Here is an 18,964-nt window from a genome sequence, read left to right as displayed (position 1 = left end):
CGTACGAAGTGCTTGCGTTCTGGGCATAACCTCTTGCTCATGAAGCAAAACGATGGCGATCTGGACGGCTTGGTGCGCAAGCGCATCCGCGCACTGCGGGTGGCGCAGGGCCTGTCGCTGGAGGAGCTCGCCACCCGCGCGCGGCTGAGCCCGTCCTCGCTCAGCCGCATCGAGAACGGGCAGCGCCGCCTCGCCCTGGACCAGCTCGTCACCCTGGCCCGCGCCCTGGACACCTCGCTGGACCAGCTGGTCGAGACCGGCACCGACGACGTGATCTCGCACCCGGCGGTGGACGCCGCCCACGGGCTGATGCGGTGGCCGATCAAGGCCGACCCCGGCATGTCGGTCGTGCGCCAGCGCATGACGCAGCCACCGCCGGACAACCCGGCGCTCATGCGGGCCCACCCCGGCCGCGAGTGGCTGGTGGTGCTCTCCGGCACCGCCGTCCTGATGCTGGGCCACCGCCGCTTCCGCGTGGAGACCAACCAGGCCGCGGAGTTCCCGACCATGCTGCCGCACGCGATCGGCGCCGAGGGCGGGCCGTGCGAGATCCTGGGCATCTTCGACCGCGACGCCCGCCGGGGGCACCCGAGCGCCGAGGAGGTCCCCACCCGGTAGGAGCGGTTGCGCGTGCGGCAGGCCCAGCACCCACCGTTTTGCCATATACGCAAGGTTCCGTGCTCCTGACGCATGACCGTCCTACCTTGGGTCCATGCCCCCAACCGCGCACCACCACAAGCACCACAAGCACCACAAGCACCACGAGCACGCGCATGAGCACAGCCACGACCAGGCCGAGATCCTCGACCTGGACGCGGAAGTGCTCGCGGAGCACATCGCGTCCATCGTCGACTGGCTGCCCGTCAACACGGCTCCGCGCCGGATCGCGGACCTGGGCTGCGGCACCGGCGCGGGCACCTTCGCCCTGCTCGCCCGCTTCCCCGAGGCCCGCGTGACCGCCGTCGACTCCTCGCCGGAGCACCTGCGCCGGCTGGCGGAGAAGGCCCGAGCGGCCGGGGTCGCCGACCGCGTGCGCACCGTCCAGGCCGACCTGGACGCGTCGTGGCCGGAACTCGGCGCACCGGACCTGGTGTGGGCCTCGGCCTCGCTGCACCACCTGACCGACCCCGAGCGCGCCCTGCGCCGGGTGCGCGACGCGCTCACCCCCGGCGGGCTGTTCGCCGTGGTCGAGCTGGCGGGCTTCCCCCGCTTCCTGCCCGAGGACGCCCCCGAGGAGCGCCCCGGCCTGGAGGAGCGCTGCCACGCCGTGACCGAGGGCCGCCACGCCGAGCGGATGCCCCACCGCGGCGCCGACTGGGGACCGAGGCTGACCGCGGCCGGCTTCACCGTCGAGGGCGAGCGCACCCTCAGCGTCCACATCGAGCAGTCCCGGTCCGAGGCCGTGGCCCGCTACGCGCTCAACGGTTTGCGGCGAATCCGCGAGGTCGTCGCCGACGCGCTGCCCGCCGACGACCTCGCCGCGCTGGACCGGCTGCTCGACACCGACGGCCCGCACAGCCTCCTGCGCCGCGACGACCTCGCGGTGCGCACCGAGCGGACCGTGTGGGCCGCACGCCGAATCTGAGAACGGAGAAGGGGAACCATGAGCGGGACCGAGCAGGCGAGCCGACCGCCCGCCGAGCACGAGGCGTGGCGCAGGAGCAGGTGGGAGGAGATCGCGGGCCCCAACGGCAAGGCCAAGGTGGTCGCCAACGGCCGGGTGGCGGGCCGGGAGCCGCGGACCGTCGCCGGTGTCCCGGGGCGGTGGAGCGTCACCGAGGCGGGCGCGCTGACCGTGACGGCCACCGCCGGGGACGGCCTGCGGGTCAACGGCGAGGTGGTGGACGGGACGGTCGAAGTGCCCTCCGGCAGCTCCCTGGAACTGCCCGAGGGACGCGCGGGCTTCGCGGGCGGCGCGGACGGGTTCTACGGGCTGGTCGTGATGGACCCGCTGGCGCTCGAGCGCTCCGGCCTCAGCGGCGTCGACGCCTACCCCTACGACCCGGCCTGGGTCTTCGAGGGCCGGTACCGCGCGGCTCCGGAGGGCCGCCGCGTCGAGGTGGGGCGTCTGACGAGCCCCCGCAGCACGGAGGCCGTCCTGGCCCCCGTCGACCTCGTCGTCACCATCGACGGCACCGAGCACGTGCTGACCGTGCTGGAGGACATGCCGGGCCAGCGGCTGGTGGTCTTCACCGACGAGACCAGCGGGGACGGCACGCCCGAGATCGGCCGCTGGCTGGTGCTGCCCCCGCTCGACCCCGGCAGCGCGGTGACCGTCGACTTCAACCGGGCGACGCTGTCGCACCACCACCTGTCCCCCACCGTTTTCACCTGCCCGCTCGCGCCCGCCGGCAACCACCTGCCGATGCGGGTCGAAGCGGGAGAACGCGCTCTCACCCGAGGAAGTGACGCATGAGCCAGGAGCTCGAGGACAAGGCCATCACCTACCTGCGCCACCTGGAGGCGCGCGACTGGGCGGCCGCGCGGGCGATGTGCGCCGACACGGCCACCGTCTGGCACAACGACGGCAAGGGCGACGAGACCATCCAGGACAACATCGGCGGGATGGAGGCGCAGATCGGCTCGATCGAGTCGATGCGCTACGAGGTCGTGCGGCAGTTCGCCCGGCCCGGCGAAGTCCTCCAGCAGCACGTGATCCACGTGTCCACTGTGGACGGCACGCGCGGGCAGGTGCACGCCGCGGTGTACTTCCGCTTCGAGGACGGCCTGATCACCCGCATCGAGGAGTACGCCAACTTCGTGCCCGCGTCCTGATCGTCAGTCCGCGGGTGCGCGGCCTTCCAGCGGCTGGGCGCGGAAGGTCCTGCGGTAGGCGTGCGGCGAGGTGCCGACGATCCTGCCGAAGTGGTGGCGCAGGGTGTTGGCCGCGCCCAGCCCGGCCTCCCGCGCCACCTGCTCCACCGGCAGGTCGGTGGTCTCCAGCAGCTGCTGCGCGCGCCGGACGCGGGCCCGCAGCAACCACCGCATCGGCGCGCTGCCCACCTCCTGCTGGAACCGGCGGCTCAGGCTGCGCTGGCTCAGCCCCGCGTGCCGGGCGATGCCCGCCAGGGTGAGCGGCTGGCTCAGGTTGGCCTCCAGCCAGGCCAGGGTGGGCTGGAGCGAGGCGTCGGGCTCGGAGGGGTCGACGTGGCGGAGGAACTGGGCCTGGCCGCCGTCGCGCTGCGGCGGCATCACGATCACCCTGGCGACCTCGGCGGCCAGCGCCGCGCCGTGGTCGCGGCGCAGCAGGTGCAGGCACAGGTCCAGGCCCGCCGCCACGCCCGCCGAGGTGAGCACCGCCCCCTCGTCGACGAACAGCACCGACGGGTCCACCTCGACCTCGGGGTGGCGGCGGGCCAGCTCGGCGGCGTGCTTCCAGTGCGTGGTCGCCCGCTTGCCCGCCAGCAGGCCGGTGCGGGCCAGGTCGAACGCCCCGGTGCAGATCGACGCGACCCGCGCGCCCCTGGCCGCCGCCGCCCGCACCGCGTCCAGCGCCTCCTCCGGCGGGTCGTCGAGGAAACCGGTGCGGGCCAGGAGGAACACCGTGTCGGCGGCCTCCAGCCCGGCCAGTCCCTCCAGGCCCCACGGGGCGCGGAAGGCCAGCCGCCCGGACTCGACGTGGACCGGGTCTTGGGGGGAGCAGACGCGCACCTCGTAGGGAGGTCCGCCGACCCAGCCGGTGGCCGTCTCGAACACCAGGCACGGAATCGTCAGCTCGAACCCCACGGTGCCGTCGAGGGCCAGGACAGCGATCACGGTCATGGCAAGATGTTAGCGACATACGGCCTTCTGGCCACTGGTTGCGCCGGGGCGGACCGGACACGATCAGCGGTGTCCGGAACGACCACACCGCTTGGAGCGCCGATGTCCGCCCTGCGCGAGAACGCCTTGCACGAGAAGTTCGACCTGCCGGGGACCGACCTGGCCCGCGCCGCCTGCCAATTCGCCGAGGAGCAGGAGGAGCCCTACCTGTTCAACCACAGCGTGCGCAGCTACCTGTACGGCCGCGCCCTCGGGGAGCACCGGGGGCTGCGCCCCGGCGCCGACTACGACGACGAGCTGCTGTTCCTCAGCTGCGTGCTGCACGACCTCGGGCTGAGCGCCCAGGACCGGGGCGACCAGCGGTTCGAGGTGGGCGGCGCGGACGCGGCGGCCCGGTTCCTGCGCGAGCGGGACGTGCCCGAGGAGCGCGTGGAGGTCGTCTGGGACTCCATCGCCCTGCACACCAGCCTGGGCATCGCCTCCCGCAAGCGGCCGGAGATCGCCCTGCTGCACCTGGGCGCGGGCGCCGACGTCGCCGGGGACGGCCTGGACCTGGTCCCCGCCGACCTGGTGACCGAGGCGGAGGACCTGCTGCCCCGGCTCGACCTCATCACGTCGATCACCGACGCCATCGTCGAGCACGCCAAGGCCGACCCGCGCCGTGCCCCGCTGGGCACCTTCCCCTCCCTGCTGGTGGCCGAGTTCGCCCCCGAGCACGCCCGGTCGAGCTGGCGGCAGGTCGTGGCCGCGCACACCGCGTCCCACTGAAAGGGGCGCAGGGAAGGGGCGCCGGGAAGGGGTGCAGGGAAGGGCGCTACCGGCTCGCCGCGGTGTCGAGGAAGTCGGCGATCAGCGGGGCGATGGCGGGCAGGTGGTCCTCCAGGGCGAAGTGGCCGGTGTCGAACAGGTGCAGCGCGGCATCCGGCACGTCGCGCAGGTAGGCCCGCGCCCCGGCCTCGGTGAAGAACGGGTCGTTGACGCCCCAGGCGATCAGCGTCGGCGGGCGGTGCTCGCGCAGCCACGCCTGCCAGTCCGGGTAGGACTCGACGTTGCGGTGGTAGTCGTAGGCCAGGGCGAGCTGGGCCCGCTTGCGCCCCGGCTGGTCGAGGAAGAACTGGTCGAGCAGCCAGCCCTCCGGCGCGACCAGCGCGGGGTCGGCGGTGCCGCCCTCGTACTGGGCGCGGGTCGCGTCGAGGGTGAACAGGTCCATGATGGTGCGCTCGGCGCCGGGGGTGTCGGGGGTGAGGGCGATGAAGTCCCGCGCCGCGTCCGACAGGCCCTCGGCGTAGGCGTTGCCGTTCTGCACGACCAGCCCGGTGATCCGCTCCGGCGCGCGCAGCGCCAGCCGGAAGCCGACGGGTGCGCCGAAGTCGAACAGGTACAGCGCGAAGCGGGTCAGGCCCAGGCGGTCCACGAAGCCCTCGACGACGTCGGCGAGGCGGTCGAACGAGTAGGTGAAGCCGTCCGGGGCGCGGGTGTGGCCGAAGCCGGGGTAGTCGGGCGCGATCAGCCGGTAGCGCGCGCCGAGGGCGTCGAGGAGTCGGCGGAACTGGTGCGAGGCGGACGGGAAACCGTGCAGCAGCAACAGGACCGGCGCGTCCGGCCGGTCCGGCAGGGACTCCCGGTAGAAGACCTCCACCCCGTCGACGAGGACGTGGCGGTGGGCGACGCGAGCGAGCATGTCACATGCCTCCTTGGCGCGATGATGCGTTAGTTATAGCTCTGTTGATCTAACGGGTCAATCGCCCTTGGTAGCATTAGTCACATGAGTGACGCCGAACCGCTCACCGGTGAACCCCTCGCGCTGGACCTGGTCAACACCCGTCCGGCGACCGAGGACGGCCGCGCCGACCTGCTCGACACGCCGGAACGGCTGGCCGCCTGGGTGGCCCGACAACCCGCGCTCCACGTGGAGGCGGGCGACGCCGCACCGACGGCGGCCGACCTCGCGCCCGTGCACGCCGCGCGGGAGCAGGTCGACGCGGTCGTCCGGGCGCTGCTGGGCGGCGGCAGGCCGCCGGAGGCCGCCCTGCGCGGCCTGACCGAAGCCCAGCGCGCCGCGCCCGCCGTGCGGGAGTTGGCCTGGGACGGCGCGACCGTCACCGCGACCGCCCGGCGTGACGGCGGGCTCGGCGTCCGACTGGCCGCCCGGCTCGCCGAAGCCGCCGCCGACCTGCTCACCGACCCCGCGATCGGCCGCCTCAAGGAGTGCGAGGCGGACGGGTGCGTGATGCTCTTCCTGCCCGCGCACCCCCGCAGGCGCTGGTGCTCCCCGACCCGCTGCGGCAACCGCGCCCGCGTCGCGCGCTACTACCAGCGCCAGAAGTCGCGAACCGAGCGTTCGGACACCACGAACTGAGCGTTCGCGCGTCACGAACCGAGCGTTCGGGACGAGCTACCCTTGACAGGCAAGTGGGGACTTGCCTATAACTGGACCGGTGGACGCCGACGCCGAACTGTTCAAGGCCATCGGTGACGCGACTCGGCGCACCATCCTGGACGAGCTGACCGAGAAGGACGGTCAGACGCTGTTCGAGATCTGCAGCAGGTTGACCATGAAGCACGGCTTGGGCTCCTCGCGGCAGGCCATCTCGCAGCACCTCGCGGTGCTCGAACAAGCAGGGCTGGTGCGCACCCGGCGGCAGGGCCGGTACAAGTTCCACCACCTCGACACGAGCCCGCTGCGCTCGATCGTCGAGCGGTGGCCCATCGACAGGGAGGCACCGAACCCGTGATCCGCGTCAGCATCACCAGCGTGTTCGTCGACGACCAGGCCAAGGCGCTGGCCTTCTACACCGAGAAGCTGGGCTTCACCAAGAAGACCGACCAGCCCGCGGGCGAGTTCCGCTGGCTCACCGTGGTCTCCCCCGCCGACCCGGACGGCGTCGAGCTGCTGCTGGAGCCGGACGCCCACCCGGCGGCCCGCCCGTTCAAGGAGGCACTGGTCGCCGATGGCATCCCGTTCACCCAGTTCACCGTGGACGACGTGCACGCCGAGGTCGAGCGGCTCAAGGGGCTGGGCGTGGAGTTCACCCAGGAGGCGACCGACCTGGGCCCGGTGGTCACCGCCGTGCTCGACGACACCTGCGGCAACCTGATCCAGCTCGCCGCGCTGAAGGAGTAGCCGCTCGTGGGGCACCGGGGTCCTGCCCCGGTGCCCCACCGCTCAGCGCAACTCCTGGATGCGGACCAGGTTGCCCGCCGGGTCGCGGAAAGCGCAGTCCCGCACCCCGTACGGCTGCTCGGTCGGCTCCTGGACGACCTCCGCGTCGCCCGCCTGCACCTTCTCGAACGTGGCGTCGAGGTCCTTGGTGGCCAGCAGGATCCAGCCGTAGGTGCCCTTGGCCATCATCTCGGTGATGGTGCGGCGCTCGTCCTCGGTCATGCCGGGGTCGGCGTCGGGCGGCGCGAGCAGGATGGAGGTGTCCGGCTGACCGGCCGGGCCGACCGTGATCCAGCGCATCCTGCCCTGCCCGACGTCGCTGCGGACCTCGAAGCCCAGGACGTCCCGGTAGAAGGCCAGCGACGCCTCCGGGTCGTCGTGCGGCAGGAAGCTCGTGTGGATGGTGATGTCCATGGCGGTCACGCTAGGCGCGGCCAGGCGGCCCGCGCTTCTCGATTCCTGACCGGTCTGGTCACCTGCTTGGCCACGCACGACGGCAGCCCCTCGGTCGCGCGCGCGGCCTCGCGCCGGTAGGCGCTGGGCGACATGCCGACCAGCTCGGAGAAGCGGGTGCTGAAGGTGCCCAGCGACGAGCAGCCGACCGCGAAGCAGACCTCGGTGACGCTGAGGTCGCCGCGGCGCAGCAGCGCCATCGCGCGCTCGATGCGCCGCGTCATCAGGTAGGAGTACGGCGACTCCCCGTAGGCCAGCCGGAACTGGCGGCTCAGGTGCCCGGCGGAGATGTTCACGCCGCGGGCGAGCGCCTCGACGTCCAGCGGCTGCGCGTACTCGCGGTCGATCCGGTCGCGGACGCGACGCAGCAGCGCCAGGTCGCCCAGGCGCTGCTCGGCGGTAGGTCTGCTGGTCACCAGCGCATCCTGCCACGTCAAAGGTGTGACCCAAGGCATACGGCCGCGCCGCAGCACTGCCCGCCGCGCGCCCTCATACAGTGCATGACGCAAGCTTCGACGGAGTCGAGCGGGGTGTCGGCATTGGACAGCGCCCCCGGCACAGGCCCCCCTCCCGAGTCCGACGCCGACCTGTGGAACCGCGTCGCGGCGAGCGGGCCGGAGGCGCACGCCGCGTTCACCGAGCTGTTCCAGCGGCACGCCGAGGCCGTGTGGAACTACGCCTACCGGCTCACCGCGTCCTGGTCGCAGGCCGACGACCTGCTCTCCACCGCGTTCCTCAACGCCTGGCGCACCAGGGGAAGGGCGGTGCTGACCAGGGACTCGGCCCGCCCGTGGCTGTTCACCGTCACCGCCAGGCTGGCCCGCGACGAGCGGCGGGCCGTCGCGCGGCGAGCAGCGCTGCGCCAACTGCTGTCCCGCACCCCCGCCGAGCGCGACCACGCCGACGCGGTCGCCGAGGGCGACCTCGCCGAGCGCCGCCTGCGGCGCGTGCTGGCCGCCGTGGACCGCCTGCCGCGCGCCGAGCGGGAAGTCGTCCGGCTGTGCCTGCTCGGCGAGGTCTCCACGGCCGACGCGGCGCGGCTGCTCGGCATCGCCGAGGCCAGCGTCCGCTCCCGGACCTCGCGCGCCCGCGCCCGGCTGCGCGCCATGATCGAGGAGGACCCCGATGACTGACCTGGACCTGCCGCCCGGCAGTCCGCTGCCCGACGGCGTGCGCGACGCCGCGCTCACCCGCCTGCGCGCCGGTTTCGACGCGCCGCCCCCGCGTCGGCTGCCGCTCAAGGTCGCCGCCGTCGCGGTGGCCGTGGCCGCCACGACCGCGCTGGCGGTGCAGCTCGTCGACCGCGACGGGACGGCGTCGACCGCCGCGAGCCGCGCCGACATCCCGGAACTGGCGCTGTCCGACGCCGGCTCCGACTACGACCTGCGCACCGGGTCGGTTCCGGAGGGCGCGGCGTGGCGCTGCCACGCCGGGGGCACCGGGCTGCCGCCGGTCGAGGGGTGGACCCCGGTCGCCACGGCCTCCCGCCACGGCGTGGACGTGATGGCGTTCGGCACCGGGGCGGGGACCGTGTTCTGCGAGACCACCCCGGCCTCGGTCACCGTGTCGCCGCCGGTGGCCGATCCGGGCGCGCTCACCCTGGCGTTCACCACGTCCACCGGCTCGCTGGCCGGGTTCACCGGGGACGACCCGCGCCCCTTCACCCTCGCCGGGGACCGGGCGGCGGACCGGCGGGCCGTCGCGGCGCGGTCCGGCCGGATCTTCTTGGTGCCCAACGGTTTCCTCCCGACGGGGCCGGTGGTCGCGCAGCCCGAGGTGACCGGCGCGGCCGACTTGGTCCAGCGGTTCGAGCTGGCCACGCCGCCGCCGTCCCCGGCGGTCGTGGACCGGCCTCGCGCCCCCGAGGAGCGCGACAGCGCCGAGGGACGCCGGTTGGGCGAGTGCCTGGACGGCAGGCCGGTGCCGGACCCCGCCGCCTGGCGGGCCGGGCAGGCGGTCGCGCTGGGCGCGGCCGAGTCCGCGCAGCTGGGCCACTACGGCGACCTCCTGCTGCTGTGCCACCAGGACCGGACCGTCCAGGTGCACGACCTGGGGAGGAAGCCTCAGGTGTCCGGCGCGACCCTGCGCGGCGTGCGGGTCTTCCACGGCTTCGTCGACTCCCGCGACGAGAGCGGAACCGCCTACACCAGCTCGAACACCGTGGCCGTGATCGCCGTGCCCACCGACCCGCGCGTCGCGTCGGTGACCGTCGAGGGCCCGGACGACGCCGATGTGACGGCCGCTCCGGTGGCGGGTTCGGTGGTCCTGCCGGGGATCACGCTGAACGAGGCGGGCTCGACGGTGGTGCGGCTCGTCGTCCGGGACGCCTCCGGCGCGGTGCTGGAGGAAGTTCGGCAGGAGCTGTGAAACCCGCTGTGAAACCGGTTCTGTGAAACCGGTTCTGTGAAACCGGTTCTGTGAAACCGGTTCTGGAAACCGCCGCTCACCCGAGGAATCGCACGTCCGGGTGAGCGGCGGACGGGCCGTCCAGCAGCCGCTGCGGCTTGTGCCGCAGGTGCTGGTCGAAGAACGCGGTCAGGTAGGCCCGCTGGGCCGCAAGAGCGCGCACCGGGTCCACGGTCCCGATGATGGGGTGGACCACGGCCGGGTCCAGTCCGAGGCGCGCGACCAGGCCGGGCAGCAGCGCCTGGTGGTCGGTGTAGGTGAAGTGCTCCCCCGCCGGAATGTGCAGCTGGCGGCTCCACCCCCGATGGTTGCGCAGGAACTCCTGCCAGGAGGCGTCGGAGGCGGCGCTGTGGTCACCCGCGCTCATGAACAGGAACGGCCGGTCGAGCCCCTCGTCGGCGACTCGGCCGAAGTCGCGGTCGGACTGGGAGTAGCCCATGCTGCCGTCGAGGTCGGCCCCGGCGTCGATCCGGCGGTCGGACACCATGGTCTCCCCGGCGGTGAACCCGCCGCCGGAGTGGCCGAACATGCCCACCTCGGACAAATCCAGCGCCAGCCCCAGCCCGCGCGGCAGCGCGCGCCGCGCGGCGTCGGGGTTGCCTCCCCCGGCCAGGACCTCGAGCTGGTCGAGGACGAACCGGGTGTCCTGGACGCGGGTCGCCATGATCCGCTTGGACACCTCGACGCTCGACGGCGGCAGGGCGCGCCGGGCCACCCTGCCGTCGGGGAACGCCACGGCGGGCGCTTCGTGGGTGTGGTCGAGGGAGACCACCACGTAGCCCCGGCTCGCCAGCTGCTCGGCCAGCGCGGTGCCGAACGCGCGGGACACGCCGCGACCGGGTGAGTAGAGCACGACGGGGTGGCGGCCGATCGCGGGCGTGCCGGCGGAGGAGTGCGTGGGGAAGGTGTAGTCCAGCTCGCCGGGGTCGACGCCCACCACCGCGGCGTCCTCGGCGGCCACGACCTCGGCGACGGGCGGCGGCGTGAACCGGGCCGGTTCGCCGGTGCGCGAGGACGGGTAGCGGATGTCGACCACCAGCTCCCGCACCGCGCCGGGCACCCACGGGTCCTGGCGGGTGTGGTCGACCAGGTGCAGTTCGGTGATCCCGACCGGGTGCGGACCGGTCGGCTCCGGCAGGGTGGCGGTCGGCGCGGCGGGGGCCGGTGCGGCCACCAGCGCCGCCAGAGCGAGAGCGCCCAGGGAGTTCATGCCCCGAAGCCAAGCAGCGGGTGGGCGCCATCGCATCGGGACGATCACCCAGCGCAGCCCTGAACCCGCCGTCCAGTCCCGGTCAGGGGCCGCTCTCGTCGGAGGTCGCGAAGACCGCGGGCACCCGGTTGTCCGCCACCACCCGGCTCAGCAGCTCCGCCAGCCTGCGCCGGTCGTCCTCGTCCAGGCAGGCGGGCAGCGCCTCGATCCGCCTGCGCGCCTCGGCGTGGAAGTTGCCCGCCACCCCCGCGCCCTTCGCGGTCAGCGCCACCCGCACCGCGCGGCCGTCCAGCGGGTCCTGCTCGCGGCGCACCAGCCCGCGCTGCTCGCTGCGGTCGACCAGCCCGGTGAGGCTGGACTTCGCCAGTCCGAGCACCTCGCCCAGCTCGCCCATCCCGTAGGGCTGGAGCATCAGGACGCACAGCAGTTGCCCCTGCTGCGCGGTCAGCCCGAGCCTGCGGCCCACGTCGGCGTACGCGGAATTCACTAAAAATGCGGAGCGCACCAGGGCGGCAGCGAGTCCCAGTTGATCTCCCGCGCCTTTTCGCACGCGGTCAGGGTACGACAACCGACGCAAGCGCGCGGGAAATTCGCCTGGAGAAGTGAATTTTCCAATTACCCGCTCAGACTTTGCCGTCCGCGCGCCGGAGGCGGCGGCCCAGCTCGGCCAGCAGCTCCTCGTCGGTGAGCGCCGCCGGGTCGGGCCGGGTGCGGCGCAGCTGGGCCTCCTGCTCGGTGAGCAGGCCCGCCGCCACCATCACCTCCAGCGGGCTGGCGCCGAAGACGCGGGCGATCGTGCGCGCGTTCTCGATGGAGACGCTGCGGCCCCGCCGCCAGTCGGTGAAGCGGCTGCGGTCGATGCCGGTGTGCCGCGCGAGGTCGCCGGTGGTCCAGCCCTGGTTGTCCAAGTTGGCCTGGACGTACTGCCACCAGGACGACGGGGTGCTCTCCTCTGCGGCCACGGGCCGACATGTTACGTGCGCGCACGCAACGTCCACCATGCGCTACTGTCCGCGCACACACCGGACGTTGGGTGTCCACACAGCACGGGACGGCAATGCCGAACACCATCAAGCTGCGCGCCGAGGCGTTCACCGAGGCCGCGCGACGGGCGGGTTTCCGCTCCGATTACGCCCTGGCCAAGGCGATGGACGTCAACCGGTCCACGGTGACGAGAGTGGTCGACGGCTACCTCAAACCCGGCCCGGCGTTCATCGGCGGCGCACTGGTGGCGCTGGCACCCCTGCGCTTCGAGGACCTGTTCGAAGTCATCCCTTCGGGGGAGTGATCGCGGGCGCGGGCGCTCGGCGGACGGGCGCTCCCCCGGCGCGGCTCGGCTCGCCACCGCCCACGCGCGCGACGCGCGGGTGACGTGCCCGCCCGTGGACGGCGACGCATTCACCGGACCGCCTGCGAGGGCCTCCCCCGGCGGTCCGGGGCGCTCGACGCCGCGTCGACGATCCTCGACGCGGGGTGCGGACACCGGGCGGCCCAGCGGCGCGGAGCCCCGCGCGGCCAGCGGATCGGCGACCCCGCGGCGGCGGCCCGGCGCGCGGCGGCGCGACGGGAAAGGGCGGTCCATGGCGGCAGCATCCACCAGGCGAAAGCGCTTGGCAATCCGTTCCGGCTGCCGATCAAATGGCCATCGTGATTACCGGTGGATTAATTCCAAAATACCAACCCGATGAGATTCCCACTGCGGCGACTTCTCACGGACGGTGCGCGAACGGACGATCAGGTTCACCCGAACGGGGCGACACGCTCCGGTCGAACGCCTGTTCGATCCTTCCACAGCTGTGGACAGGGCTGTGGACAACTCGACTTCCGCCGCAGCGGTGGTCGTCACCGCGAGCGGGGCCCTGGGCGGAGCAGGACCGGCGACGACCACCGCCGCGGCCGCGACGAACGGGGAGCACGGGACGGGCCGGAGCGCGGTGGGCCCGTCCCCTGACGCCTCTCCCCAGGTCGGTTCGTCGGAGATCAGGGGGTGCGGTCGTCCGGGAGCTCCAGCAGCTCCTCCAGCACCGCGGCGGCCGGGCCGCGCCTGCGCCAGGCGAACCGCGTGGGCGAGAACAGGTTCGCCTCGTCCTCGGGCACCCGCATGGCCAGCGCGTCGTCCTCGGTGTGCAGTCGCACCACGTCGATGACGGTGCCGTGGGCTCGCACGCCGACCACGGCGGTCAGCTCGCCGCGCGCGTTGCGCGGGTGCAGGAACTGGAAGCCCCGGTTGATCAGCTGGCGCAGCTGCCAGGTCGTGCGGGAGGCATCAGCCGATGAGGTCATCGAACTCACCGTCCTTGGCGCCCGCGACGAAGGCGGCGATCTCGGCGCGGGTGTAGACCAGCGCGGGCCCCTCCGGGAAGCGGGAGTTGCGCAGGGCGATGGCGTCGTGATCGACTTCGGCGAGCTCCACGCAGTTGCCCACGGCGCCGCTGTGGGTGCTCTTGCGCCAGTCGACTCCGCGCAGCTCGGTAGCGGACACACCGTTGCGGGCCTTGGTGATCATCAACACCCACCTACCTCGGTCGAGGTTGCATCTGCACGTGCATTTGAGCGTGCACGGACGCTAGCACCGGTGGGTGCACGGGTAAACGCACGTGCAACCGCAGCGGCGGAATCTCCCCCTCAAGGAGGAAAACGCTAAAGCTCAGCGCGTCGCTTCGCGAGCAGCTGCCTGCTCCGATCGGGCGTCTCGGCGTCCACGGTCAGCCGATCGAACACCCGGCCGTACATCTCCAGCTCCTCGCGCTTGTCCAGGTAGAGCGCGCCCGCCAGGTGCTCGACGTAGACGATGTCGGGCAGGTCCGGCTCGCCGAACCGGAGCACGGAGAACGGCCCCTCCGCGGCGTACCCGCTCAACTCGTACGGCACCACCTGCAGGGTGACCTGCGGCTGCTCGGTGACCTCCAGCAGGTGGTCCAGCTGCTCGCGCAGCACCCGCCTGCCGCCGATCGGCCGGTGCAGCACCGACTCGTCGATCACCGCCCACAACCGCGGCGCGGTCGGCCGCCACAGGATCTTCTGCCGGTCCATCCGCAGCTTGACGCGCCGCTCGACCTCCGCCGTGGCCAGCTCCGCCCGGCCGTGGCTGGCGATGGCCCTGGCGTAGTCCTCGGTCTGCAGCAGGCCGGGCACGAACTGCGTCTCGTAGGTCAGGATGCGGGCGGCCGCCTCCTCCAACCCGACGTAGTCCTGGAACCAGTCCGGCATCAGGTCGCTGTAGCGGTGCCACCAGCCGGGCTCGTTGGACCGGCGGACCATCGCCAGGAACTTCTCCCGCGCGTCCTCGTCGGTCATCCCGTACATGGTCAGCAGGTCCGTCACGTCGCGGACCTTCAGACCGACCCGGCCCAGCTCCAACCTGCTGATCTTGGAGTCGGAGCCGCGGATCTGGTAGCCCGCCTCGGCGCGGGACAGGCCCGCGGCCTCCCGGAGCCTGCGCAGCTGGGCGCCGAGCACGATGCGCAGCGCGGTCGGGCCGGTGTCCCGATCACCCGAGCGGGAGGGGTCATCCGTGGTCATGGCAGATCCTCCCTCTGGACTACTCCCACCCGAACAGCGGTTGCGGTGGTGAAGGGTGAAATCGCATCGTCGCCGAACGTACACCCACGACCGCTCGTCCAGCGCCGCTCGACAGGTTCCTGCCCGATGGACTCCGCGGTCGTCCCGTGGTGCACAGCTGCCGCCCCGAACGCTCTGAGAGGTCACCTCATGCGCGGTCCGTCGTCGGACGCTCCCGCTCCCGCCTACATCGACACCTCGAAAGCCAGCATCGCCAGGGTCTACGACGCCTTCCTCGATGGCAAGGACAACTACGAGATCGACCGGGAAGTGCTGCGCCGGGTGCGGCGGGTGGCGCCCGAGGCGTCCACCCTGGCCGTGGACAACCGGCAGTTCCTCATCCGCGCCACCAGGTTCCTGGCCGCCCGCACCGGCATCACCCAGTTCCTCGACTGCGGCTCGGGCCTGCCGACCGCGGAGAACACCCACCAGGTGGCGCAGCGGATCAACCCGGAAGCGCGGGTGGTCTACGTGGACAACGACCCCGTGGTGCTCGCGCACGGCCGCGCGCTGCTGGAGGAGAACGACCGGACGCACTTCTCCGCGGCGGACATCTTCAACCCGCGCGAGACCCTGGAGGACCCGGTGGTGCGCGAGCACATCGACTTCAGCGAGCCGGTGGCGCTGCTGCAGATGGGCACGCTGCACCACTACAACGGCGAGTCGCCCACCGTGCGGGAGATCATGGCCGAGTACATCGAGGCCCTGCCCTCCGGTTCCTACGTCGGCATCAGCCACTTCTTCGACCCGGAGACCGAGGAGCACAGCGCCATCGCGCGGCGCATGGAGGAGACCTTCCTGCACAGCCCGATGGGCAGCGGCCGGTTCCGCACCCGCCGGGAGCTGGAGGAGCTGTTCGAGGGCCTGGAACTGGTGCCGCCCGGCCTGGTGATCTGCGCCGACTGGTGGCCGGACGGCCCGAACCTGACTCCGCTGGACGCGGTGTCCTACTGCATCGCGGGCGCGGTGGGCCGCAAGCCCTGATGCCGCTCGCGGGCGCGCAGCAGCGCGTCGAGGTTGTTCTCGCACCACGTCCCCACGGCGTCGATCAGCGGCAGCAGGCCGCGCCCCAGCCCGGTCAGCTCGTACACCACCCTCGGCGGGTTCTCGTCGTGGGCGGTGCGCGTGACCAGGCCGTCGCGCTCCATCGCCCGCAGCGTCTCGGTGAGCACCTTCGGCGTGACGCGGCGCAGCGGCACGCGCAGCTCGCCGAAGCGGCGCGGTCCGCCCTCCAGGCAGCGGATCACCATGCCGGTCCACTTGTCGCCGATCCGGACCGGCACCGACGACGGGCAGTACGAGGGGAACATGTCGGGGTCGAGGCTCACCCGGCCCAGTTTCCTTGAAGTGACCGGCGGGGGTGGCCCTAGCGTCCGTCCCATGGGACGGATCGTGGTCTTCGGCGCGGGCGGGCGAGCCGGTCGCGCGGTGGTGGACGAGGCGAGGGCGAGGGGGCACGAGGTGACGGCCGTGGTGCGCGACCCGCGGCGGCACCCCGGCGTGCGCGGGGACGTCACGGACCCGCGCTCGGTCGCGGAGCTGGTGGCCGGGCACGACGCGGCGGTGCAGGCCGCGACCCCCGTCACCGGTCCGCACCAGGTGGCGGGCGACTGGGACCGGGCCTTCTTCACCAAGGCGGCCGACGCGCTGCTGGCCTCGGGGGTGCCCAGGCTGGTGGCGGTCGGGCTCTTCGCCGACCTGCGCGCGCCCGGTGGCGGCCTGGTGATGGACGACCCGGCGCTGTTCCCGCCGGAGCTCAGGGCGTTCGCGCAAGCGCACGCCGACGGGTTGGCGCGGTTGCGCGCCTCGGCCACCGGGGTGGACTGGGTGGTGCTCACCCCGCCCGCCGAGCTGTTCACCGGCGAGCGGACCGGGCGCTACCGCCTCGGCGGCGAGGAAGCAGGCGGCGCGGCACTGTCCTATTCGGACTTGGCGGTGGCGGTGGTGGACGAGGCGGTCCGGCCCCGCCACCACCGCGAGCGCGTCGCCGCGCGCGGGGCGCGGTGAGCGGGGGCGGTCACCGGTGGGCGCCGCCGCCCGCGGGCGCGCCGGGCTCGCGGAACAGGCCCTCGTAGGAGCGCGGCTGCTCGACCTGGGCGATCGGCGCCTGCGGCTCGGGGGTCTCCAGGTGGCTGAACAGCTCCTCGGTCGTCAACGACCCGCTCCGTTCTCGTGCTGGGGATGGCAGGACGGAGACAGGATCGGCTCCTCGCGCACCGCCGAAACCGCCGATTCCGCACCCGGTAGGGGGTTTTCAGCGGGCGAGGAAGTCGACCAGGACCGGCCCCAGGACGTTCGCCTTCACCATGTGCGTCTGGCCGGGCAGCACGCGCAGTTCCGCGTCCGGCAGCACTTCGGCCAGCTGGGCCTGGGAGTTGCGCATGTACTCCGGGCTCTTGCCGCCCGCCAGCACCAGCACGGGCGCCTTCACCCCGTCCCACCGGCCCGCCGGGATCGGCTCGCCGTGCTGGAACTCCGACACCAGCGCGATGTCGTGCGACAGGGTGGGCGCGGCGGCGGTGAGCTTCTTCCACGGCGGCATGATCGGCAGCACGGCGGTGACCAGGGCGGGCGTGCCGACCCAGCGCATGAAGGTCTTCACCGCCTCACCTCGGCGGTCGGCCGCGATGAGGGCCGCCATCCGCGCGGGCAGTTCCGGGTCCATCGGCTCGTGCGTGCCGTCCACGACGAGCGGCGCCTCGTAGAGGGCCAGCTTGTCCACCGGCACGCCGCGGTGCGCGGCCTCCAGCGCCAGCACCGCGCCGGAGGACACGCCGACCAGGTGCGCCCGGCCACCCGCCAGTTCCACCAGGGCGGCGAGGTCCTCGACCTCGCGCTCGACGGCGTAGGGCCGGGTGTCGCCGCTCTCGCCGCGACCGCGCCGGTCGTAGGTGTGGACGGTGAAGTGCGGCGCGAGCGCTTCGGCGAGCTTGGCGCTCGGGCCGAACCCGCGCGAGCACAGGGCACCGTCCACGATGATCACAGCCGGGCCGGAACCCGTTGCACCGCAAGCGATCCGGGTGCCGTCCGCGGACGTGGCGAAGGTGGTCACGACAGGTCTCCGATCCAGGAAGCCCACACCCGCTCGGTGTCGGCGTCGACGGGGGTGAAGAAGTGGTGCATGGCGGTCAGGCCGCCTTGCGCGCCGCGGAAGAACCGGTAGAGGGCGTCCTCGGCGCGCACGCCGACGGTCTGCGCGTTGGCGAAGTAGACGACCCCGTCCGCGCCGTCGAGCCGGACGCGGTCGCCGGTCTCGGCGGGCCGGTCCAGGCCCAGCGCGCGGCCCAGCGCGGTCCAGGTGGCCGCCCAGTCGGCCACCGGCGGGCCGAACGCGGTGACGGGCGTGGCGGCGCGGCCCGCGAAGTGCCGCAGGTACTGCACCAGGGTGGCCCAGAACATCTCGCCGCCCGCCAGCATCGCCTCGTACTCGTCCTCCCAGTCGTCGCCGGGGAGGAAGCCGCTGGTGACCATGCGGAGCACGGTGCTGCCGCGGTCGCGGCCCTCGACGAGGAACTCGTAGGCGACGAACCGCCCGTCCGGGGCCTTCTCGCCGCCGTAGGCCAGGTGCTCCCCCGGTTCCCAGGCGGTGATCGGGTGGGTCGGCTGGTAGCCGCCGAACGCCGAGCGCACCGCCACGCCCGGCTCGACCTCGTTGCGCCCCATGAACCACGAGTCGATGCCCGGCCCGGTGGCGATGGCCTGCCACACCTGCTCCGGTGTCACGCCGTCCAGCTCGACCTCGTTGACGGCCTCGAACTCCCGCCCCATGTCAGCGCTCCTTGCCGGTGCTCGGGTGCACCGCGACGACGACGCGGTGCGCGCGTCCCCCCGCGGCGGATTCGTCGTGGTACTTGGCCACCAGGGCGGTGACCGACGCGGCCAGCTCCTCGGCGAACGCCGCCCGGTCGGCCGCGGAGGCGAAGCGGACCTCGCCGTCGAGCGCGAACGTGGCCACCCGCTTGCCCGCCCTGGCTGCCCCGGTGACCAGGTCGCCGACGTCGCGCACCAGCCGCGCGGCCACGGCCAGCAGCCAGCGCGCGGACAGCCGGTCCGGCGAGCGGGCCGGGTCGGGCTGGACGGCGGCCAGCGCGACCGGGGAGATCACGTAGGAGGCCGCCGTGGCGCGCATGACGCGCTCGGTCACGTTGCCCCGCCGCCGCTCCTCGGCCAGCTCGACCAGGCCGTGCCGCTCCAGGGCGCGCAGGTGGTAGTTCACCTTCTGCCTGGGCAGCCCCACCTTGGCCGCCAGCGCCGTCGCCGACGCCGGTTCGGCCAGCTCGGCCAGCAGCCGGGCGCGCACCGGGTCCAGGGAGACCTCGGCCGCGGCCGGGTCCTCGATCACCGCAACGTCCATCACGCGACACAGCCTGCTACCGACAATTTTATTTGTCAAGACAGCGCTTGTTGTC

At 73.1% G+C, this 18,964-nt stretch carries 28 protein-coding genes; 13 read left to right on the top strand and 15 right to left on the bottom strand.

Annotated features, from left to right (window positions below):
* Nucleotides 1-39 precede the first annotated feature (39 nt).
* From JOF41_RS34050 to JOF41_RS34035, 4 genes are all read left to right on the top strand, one after another.
* Nucleotides 40-618: a helix-turn-helix domain-containing protein gene (locus JOF41_RS34050; RefSeq protein ID WP_189221003.1), complete on the top strand. Its 579-nt coding sequence runs from the start codon at nucleotides 40-42 to the stop codon at nucleotides 616-618.
* A gap of 94 nt (nucleotides 619-712) precedes the next feature.
* Nucleotides 713-1,585, top strand: a complete 873-nt coding sequence (locus JOF41_RS34045; RefSeq protein ID WP_209623783.1) for a class I SAM-dependent methyltransferase — start codon at nucleotides 713-715, stop codon at nucleotides 1,583-1,585.
* An 18-nt stretch (nucleotides 1,586-1,603) separates the two neighbouring features.
* Nucleotides 1,604-2,416: a DUF1684 domain-containing protein gene (locus tag JOF41_RS34040; protein ID WP_209623782.1), complete on the top strand. Its 813-nt coding sequence runs from the start codon at nucleotides 1,604-1,606 to the stop codon at nucleotides 2,414-2,416.
* Nucleotides 2,413-2,775: a nuclear transport factor 2 family protein gene (locus JOF41_RS34035; protein ID WP_189221006.1), complete on the top strand. Its 363-nt coding sequence runs from the start codon at nucleotides 2,413-2,415 to the stop codon at nucleotides 2,773-2,775. The genes JOF41_RS34040 and JOF41_RS34035 overlap by 4 nt, the downstream gene beginning before the upstream one ends.
* 3 nt (nucleotides 2,776-2,778) lie before the next feature.
* On the opposite strand, the gene JOF41_RS34030 is transcribed toward JOF41_RS34035, so the two are convergent.
* On the bottom strand, nucleotides 2,779-3,762 hold the full coding sequence (locus JOF41_RS34030) for a GlxA family transcriptional regulator (protein WP_209623781.1): 984 nt from the start codon (nucleotides 3,760-3,762) through the stop codon (nucleotides 2,779-2,781).
* A gap of 102 nt (nucleotides 3,763-3,864) precedes the next feature.
* Here JOF41_RS34030 and JOF41_RS34025 point away from each other — a divergent pair, with 102 nt between their 5' ends.
* Entirely contained in the window at nucleotides 3,865-4,530 is a 666-nt protein-coding gene (locus tag JOF41_RS34025) for an HD domain-containing protein (protein WP_209623780.1), read from the top strand.
* Between the two features lie 46 nt (nucleotides 4,531-4,576).
* Here JOF41_RS34025 and JOF41_RS34020 read toward each other — a convergent pair whose 3' ends face one another.
* The gene (locus JOF41_RS34020; protein ID WP_209623779.1) at nucleotides 4,577-5,443 is read right to left on the bottom strand and encodes an alpha/beta fold hydrolase; all 867 of its coding nucleotides are present in this window, start codon (nucleotides 5,441-5,443) and stop codon (nucleotides 4,577-4,579) included.
* A gap of 84 nt (nucleotides 5,444-5,527) precedes the next feature.
* Between JOF41_RS34020 and JOF41_RS34015 the strand changes: the two genes are divergently transcribed.
* From JOF41_RS34015 to JOF41_RS34005, 3 genes are all read left to right on the top strand, one after another.
* Nucleotides 5,528-6,121, top strand: coding sequence for a CGNR zinc finger domain-containing protein (locus JOF41_RS34015; RefSeq protein ID WP_209623778.1), 594 nt, complete (start codon nucleotides 5,528-5,530; stop codon nucleotides 6,119-6,121).
* Between the two features lie 79 nt (nucleotides 6,122-6,200).
* Nucleotides 6,201-6,497, top strand: a complete 297-nt coding sequence (locus JOF41_RS34010; RefSeq protein ID WP_189221011.1) for an ArsR/SmtB family transcription factor — start codon at nucleotides 6,201-6,203, stop codon at nucleotides 6,495-6,497.
* Nucleotides 6,494-6,886 carry a VOC family protein gene (locus JOF41_RS34005; protein ID WP_276530085.1) on the top strand — a complete coding sequence of 131 codons (393 nt, stop codon included), beginning with the start codon at nucleotides 6,494-6,496 and terminating at the stop codon, nucleotides 6,884-6,886. Before JOF41_RS34010 ends, JOF41_RS34005 begins: the two co-directional genes overlap by 4 nt.
* A gap of 42 nt (nucleotides 6,887-6,928) precedes the next feature.
* Here the strand turns inward: JOF41_RS34005 and JOF41_RS34000 are convergent, their stop codons facing one another.
* Together JOF41_RS34000 and JOF41_RS33995 are read right to left on the bottom strand one after the other, a co-directional pair.
* The gene (locus JOF41_RS34000) at nucleotides 6,929-7,339 is read right to left on the bottom strand and encodes a VOC family protein (protein WP_189221012.1); all 411 of its coding nucleotides are present in this window, start codon (nucleotides 7,337-7,339) and stop codon (nucleotides 6,929-6,931) included.
* 5 nt (nucleotides 7,340-7,344) lie between these two features.
* Nucleotides 7,345-7,833 (bottom strand): helix-turn-helix transcriptional regulator, encoded by a 489-nt coding sequence (locus JOF41_RS33995; protein WP_209623777.1) that lies wholly within the window; start codon nucleotides 7,831-7,833, stop codon nucleotides 7,345-7,347.
* Between the two features lie 45 nt (nucleotides 7,834-7,878).
* Here JOF41_RS33995 and JOF41_RS33990 point away from each other — a divergent pair, with 45 nt between their 5' ends.
* Both JOF41_RS33990 and JOF41_RS33985 read left to right on the top strand, forming a co-directional pair.
* Nucleotides 7,879-8,511, top strand: coding sequence for an RNA polymerase sigma factor (locus tag JOF41_RS33990; RefSeq protein ID WP_189221014.1), 633 nt, complete (start codon nucleotides 7,879-7,881; stop codon nucleotides 8,509-8,511).
* A complete protein-coding gene (locus JOF41_RS33985; protein WP_209623776.1) occupies nucleotides 8,504-9,745 on the top strand; it encodes a hypothetical protein in 1,242 nt (413 codons plus the stop codon). The genes JOF41_RS33990 and JOF41_RS33985 overlap by 8 nt, the downstream gene beginning before the upstream one ends.
* 76 nt (nucleotides 9,746-9,821) lie before the next feature.
* Here the strand turns inward: JOF41_RS33985 and JOF41_RS33980 are convergent, their stop codons facing one another.
* The 3 genes from JOF41_RS33980 to JOF41_RS33970 form a co-directional block, all read right to left on the bottom strand.
* A complete protein-coding gene (locus JOF41_RS33980) occupies nucleotides 9,822-10,994 on the bottom strand; it encodes an alpha/beta hydrolase family protein (protein ID WP_209623775.1) in 1,173 nt (390 codons plus the stop codon).
* Nucleotides 10,995-11,076: 82 nt separating this feature from the next.
* Nucleotides 11,077-11,481 carry a MarR family winged helix-turn-helix transcriptional regulator gene (locus tag JOF41_RS33975; RefSeq protein ID WP_306344634.1) on the bottom strand — a complete coding sequence of 135 codons (405 nt, stop codon included), beginning with the start codon at nucleotides 11,479-11,481 and terminating at the stop codon, nucleotides 11,077-11,079.
* Nucleotides 11,482-11,617: 136 nt separating this feature from the next.
* On the bottom strand, nucleotides 11,618-11,956 hold the full coding sequence (locus tag JOF41_RS33970; protein WP_229794849.1) for a helix-turn-helix domain-containing protein: 339 nt from the start codon (nucleotides 11,954-11,956) through the stop codon (nucleotides 11,618-11,620).
* A gap of 95 nt (nucleotides 11,957-12,051) precedes the next feature.
* Here JOF41_RS33970 and JOF41_RS33965 point away from each other — a divergent pair, with 95 nt between their 5' ends.
* Nucleotides 12,052-12,282 carry a transcriptional regulator gene (locus JOF41_RS33965; protein WP_189221018.1) on the top strand — a complete coding sequence of 77 codons (231 nt, stop codon included), beginning with the start codon at nucleotides 12,052-12,054 and terminating at the stop codon, nucleotides 12,280-12,282.
* Nucleotides 12,283-12,974: 692 nt separating this feature from the next.
* Here the strand turns inward: JOF41_RS33965 and JOF41_RS33960 are convergent.
* From JOF41_RS33960 to JOF41_RS33950, 3 genes are all read right to left on the bottom strand, one after another.
* On the bottom strand, nucleotides 12,975-13,277 hold the full coding sequence (locus JOF41_RS33960) for a hypothetical protein (protein WP_189221019.1): 303 nt from the start codon (nucleotides 13,275-13,277) through the stop codon (nucleotides 12,975-12,977).
* Complete coding sequence (locus JOF41_RS33955; RefSeq protein ID WP_189221020.1) at nucleotides 13,261-13,500, bottom strand: DUF397 domain-containing protein; 240 nt, start codon at nucleotides 13,498-13,500, stop codon at nucleotides 13,261-13,263. The genes JOF41_RS33960 and JOF41_RS33955 overlap by 17 nt, the downstream gene beginning before the upstream one ends.
* Before the next feature lie 134 nt (nucleotides 13,501-13,634).
* Nucleotides 13,635-14,516 (bottom strand): Sco1979 family transcriptional regulator, encoded by an 882-nt coding sequence (locus JOF41_RS33950; RefSeq protein ID WP_189221021.1) that lies wholly within the window; start codon nucleotides 14,514-14,516, stop codon nucleotides 13,635-13,637.
* A 189-nt stretch (nucleotides 14,517-14,705) separates the two neighbouring features.
* Here JOF41_RS33950 and JOF41_RS33945 point away from each other — a divergent pair, with 189 nt between their 5' ends.
* Nucleotides 14,706-15,539: an SAM-dependent methyltransferase gene (locus JOF41_RS33945; protein WP_189221022.1), complete on the top strand. Its 834-nt coding sequence runs from the start codon at nucleotides 14,706-14,708 to the stop codon at nucleotides 15,537-15,539.
* Here JOF41_RS33945 and JOF41_RS33940 read toward each other — a convergent pair.
* Entirely contained in the window at nucleotides 15,503-15,865 is a 363-nt protein-coding gene (locus JOF41_RS33940) for a winged helix-turn-helix transcriptional regulator (protein ID WP_189221700.1), read from the bottom strand. The two genes, JOF41_RS33945 and JOF41_RS33940, sit on opposite strands and share 37 nt — an antisense overlap.
* Nucleotides 15,866-15,935: 70 nt before the next feature.
* Here JOF41_RS33940 and JOF41_RS33935 point away from each other — a divergent pair, with 70 nt between their 5' ends.
* Nucleotides 15,936-16,562, top strand: coding sequence for an NAD(P)-dependent oxidoreductase (locus tag JOF41_RS33935; RefSeq protein ID WP_189221023.1), 627 nt, complete (start codon nucleotides 15,936-15,938; stop codon nucleotides 16,560-16,562).
* A gap of 10 nt (nucleotides 16,563-16,572) precedes the next feature.
* Here the strand turns inward: JOF41_RS33935 and JOF41_RS33930 are convergent, their stop codons facing one another.
* The 4 genes from JOF41_RS33930 to JOF41_RS33915 form a co-directional block, all read right to left on the bottom strand.
* The gene (locus JOF41_RS33930) at nucleotides 16,573-16,710 is read right to left on the bottom strand and encodes a hypothetical protein (RefSeq protein ID WP_189221024.1); all 138 of its coding nucleotides are present in this window, start codon (nucleotides 16,708-16,710) and stop codon (nucleotides 16,573-16,575) included.
* A 99-nt stretch (nucleotides 16,711-16,809) separates the two neighbouring features.
* The gene (locus JOF41_RS33925; RefSeq protein WP_189221025.1) at nucleotides 16,810-17,607 is read right to left on the bottom strand and encodes an alpha/beta fold hydrolase; all 798 of its coding nucleotides are present in this window, start codon (nucleotides 17,605-17,607) and stop codon (nucleotides 16,810-16,812) included.
* The gene (locus tag JOF41_RS33920; RefSeq protein ID WP_189221026.1) at nucleotides 17,604-18,323 is read right to left on the bottom strand and encodes an SRPBCC family protein; all 720 of its coding nucleotides are present in this window, start codon (nucleotides 18,321-18,323) and stop codon (nucleotides 17,604-17,606) included. The genes JOF41_RS33925 and JOF41_RS33920 overlap by 4 nt, the downstream gene beginning before the upstream one ends.
* A gap of 1 nt (nucleotide 18,324) precedes the next feature.
* Complete coding sequence (locus JOF41_RS33915) at nucleotides 18,325-18,912, bottom strand: ArsR/SmtB family transcription factor (protein WP_189221027.1); 588 nt, start codon at nucleotides 18,910-18,912, stop codon at nucleotides 18,325-18,327.
* Nucleotides 18,913-18,964 lie beyond the last annotated feature (52 nt).

The organism is Saccharothrix coeruleofusca (genome assembly GCF_017876325.1).
GTDB lineage: Bacteria > Actinomycetota > Actinomycetes > Mycobacteriales > Pseudonocardiaceae > Actinosynnema > Actinosynnema coeruleofuscum.
Note: the sequence above shows the minus strand (reverse complement) of the source record. Positions and strands in the feature narration are given on the sequence as shown.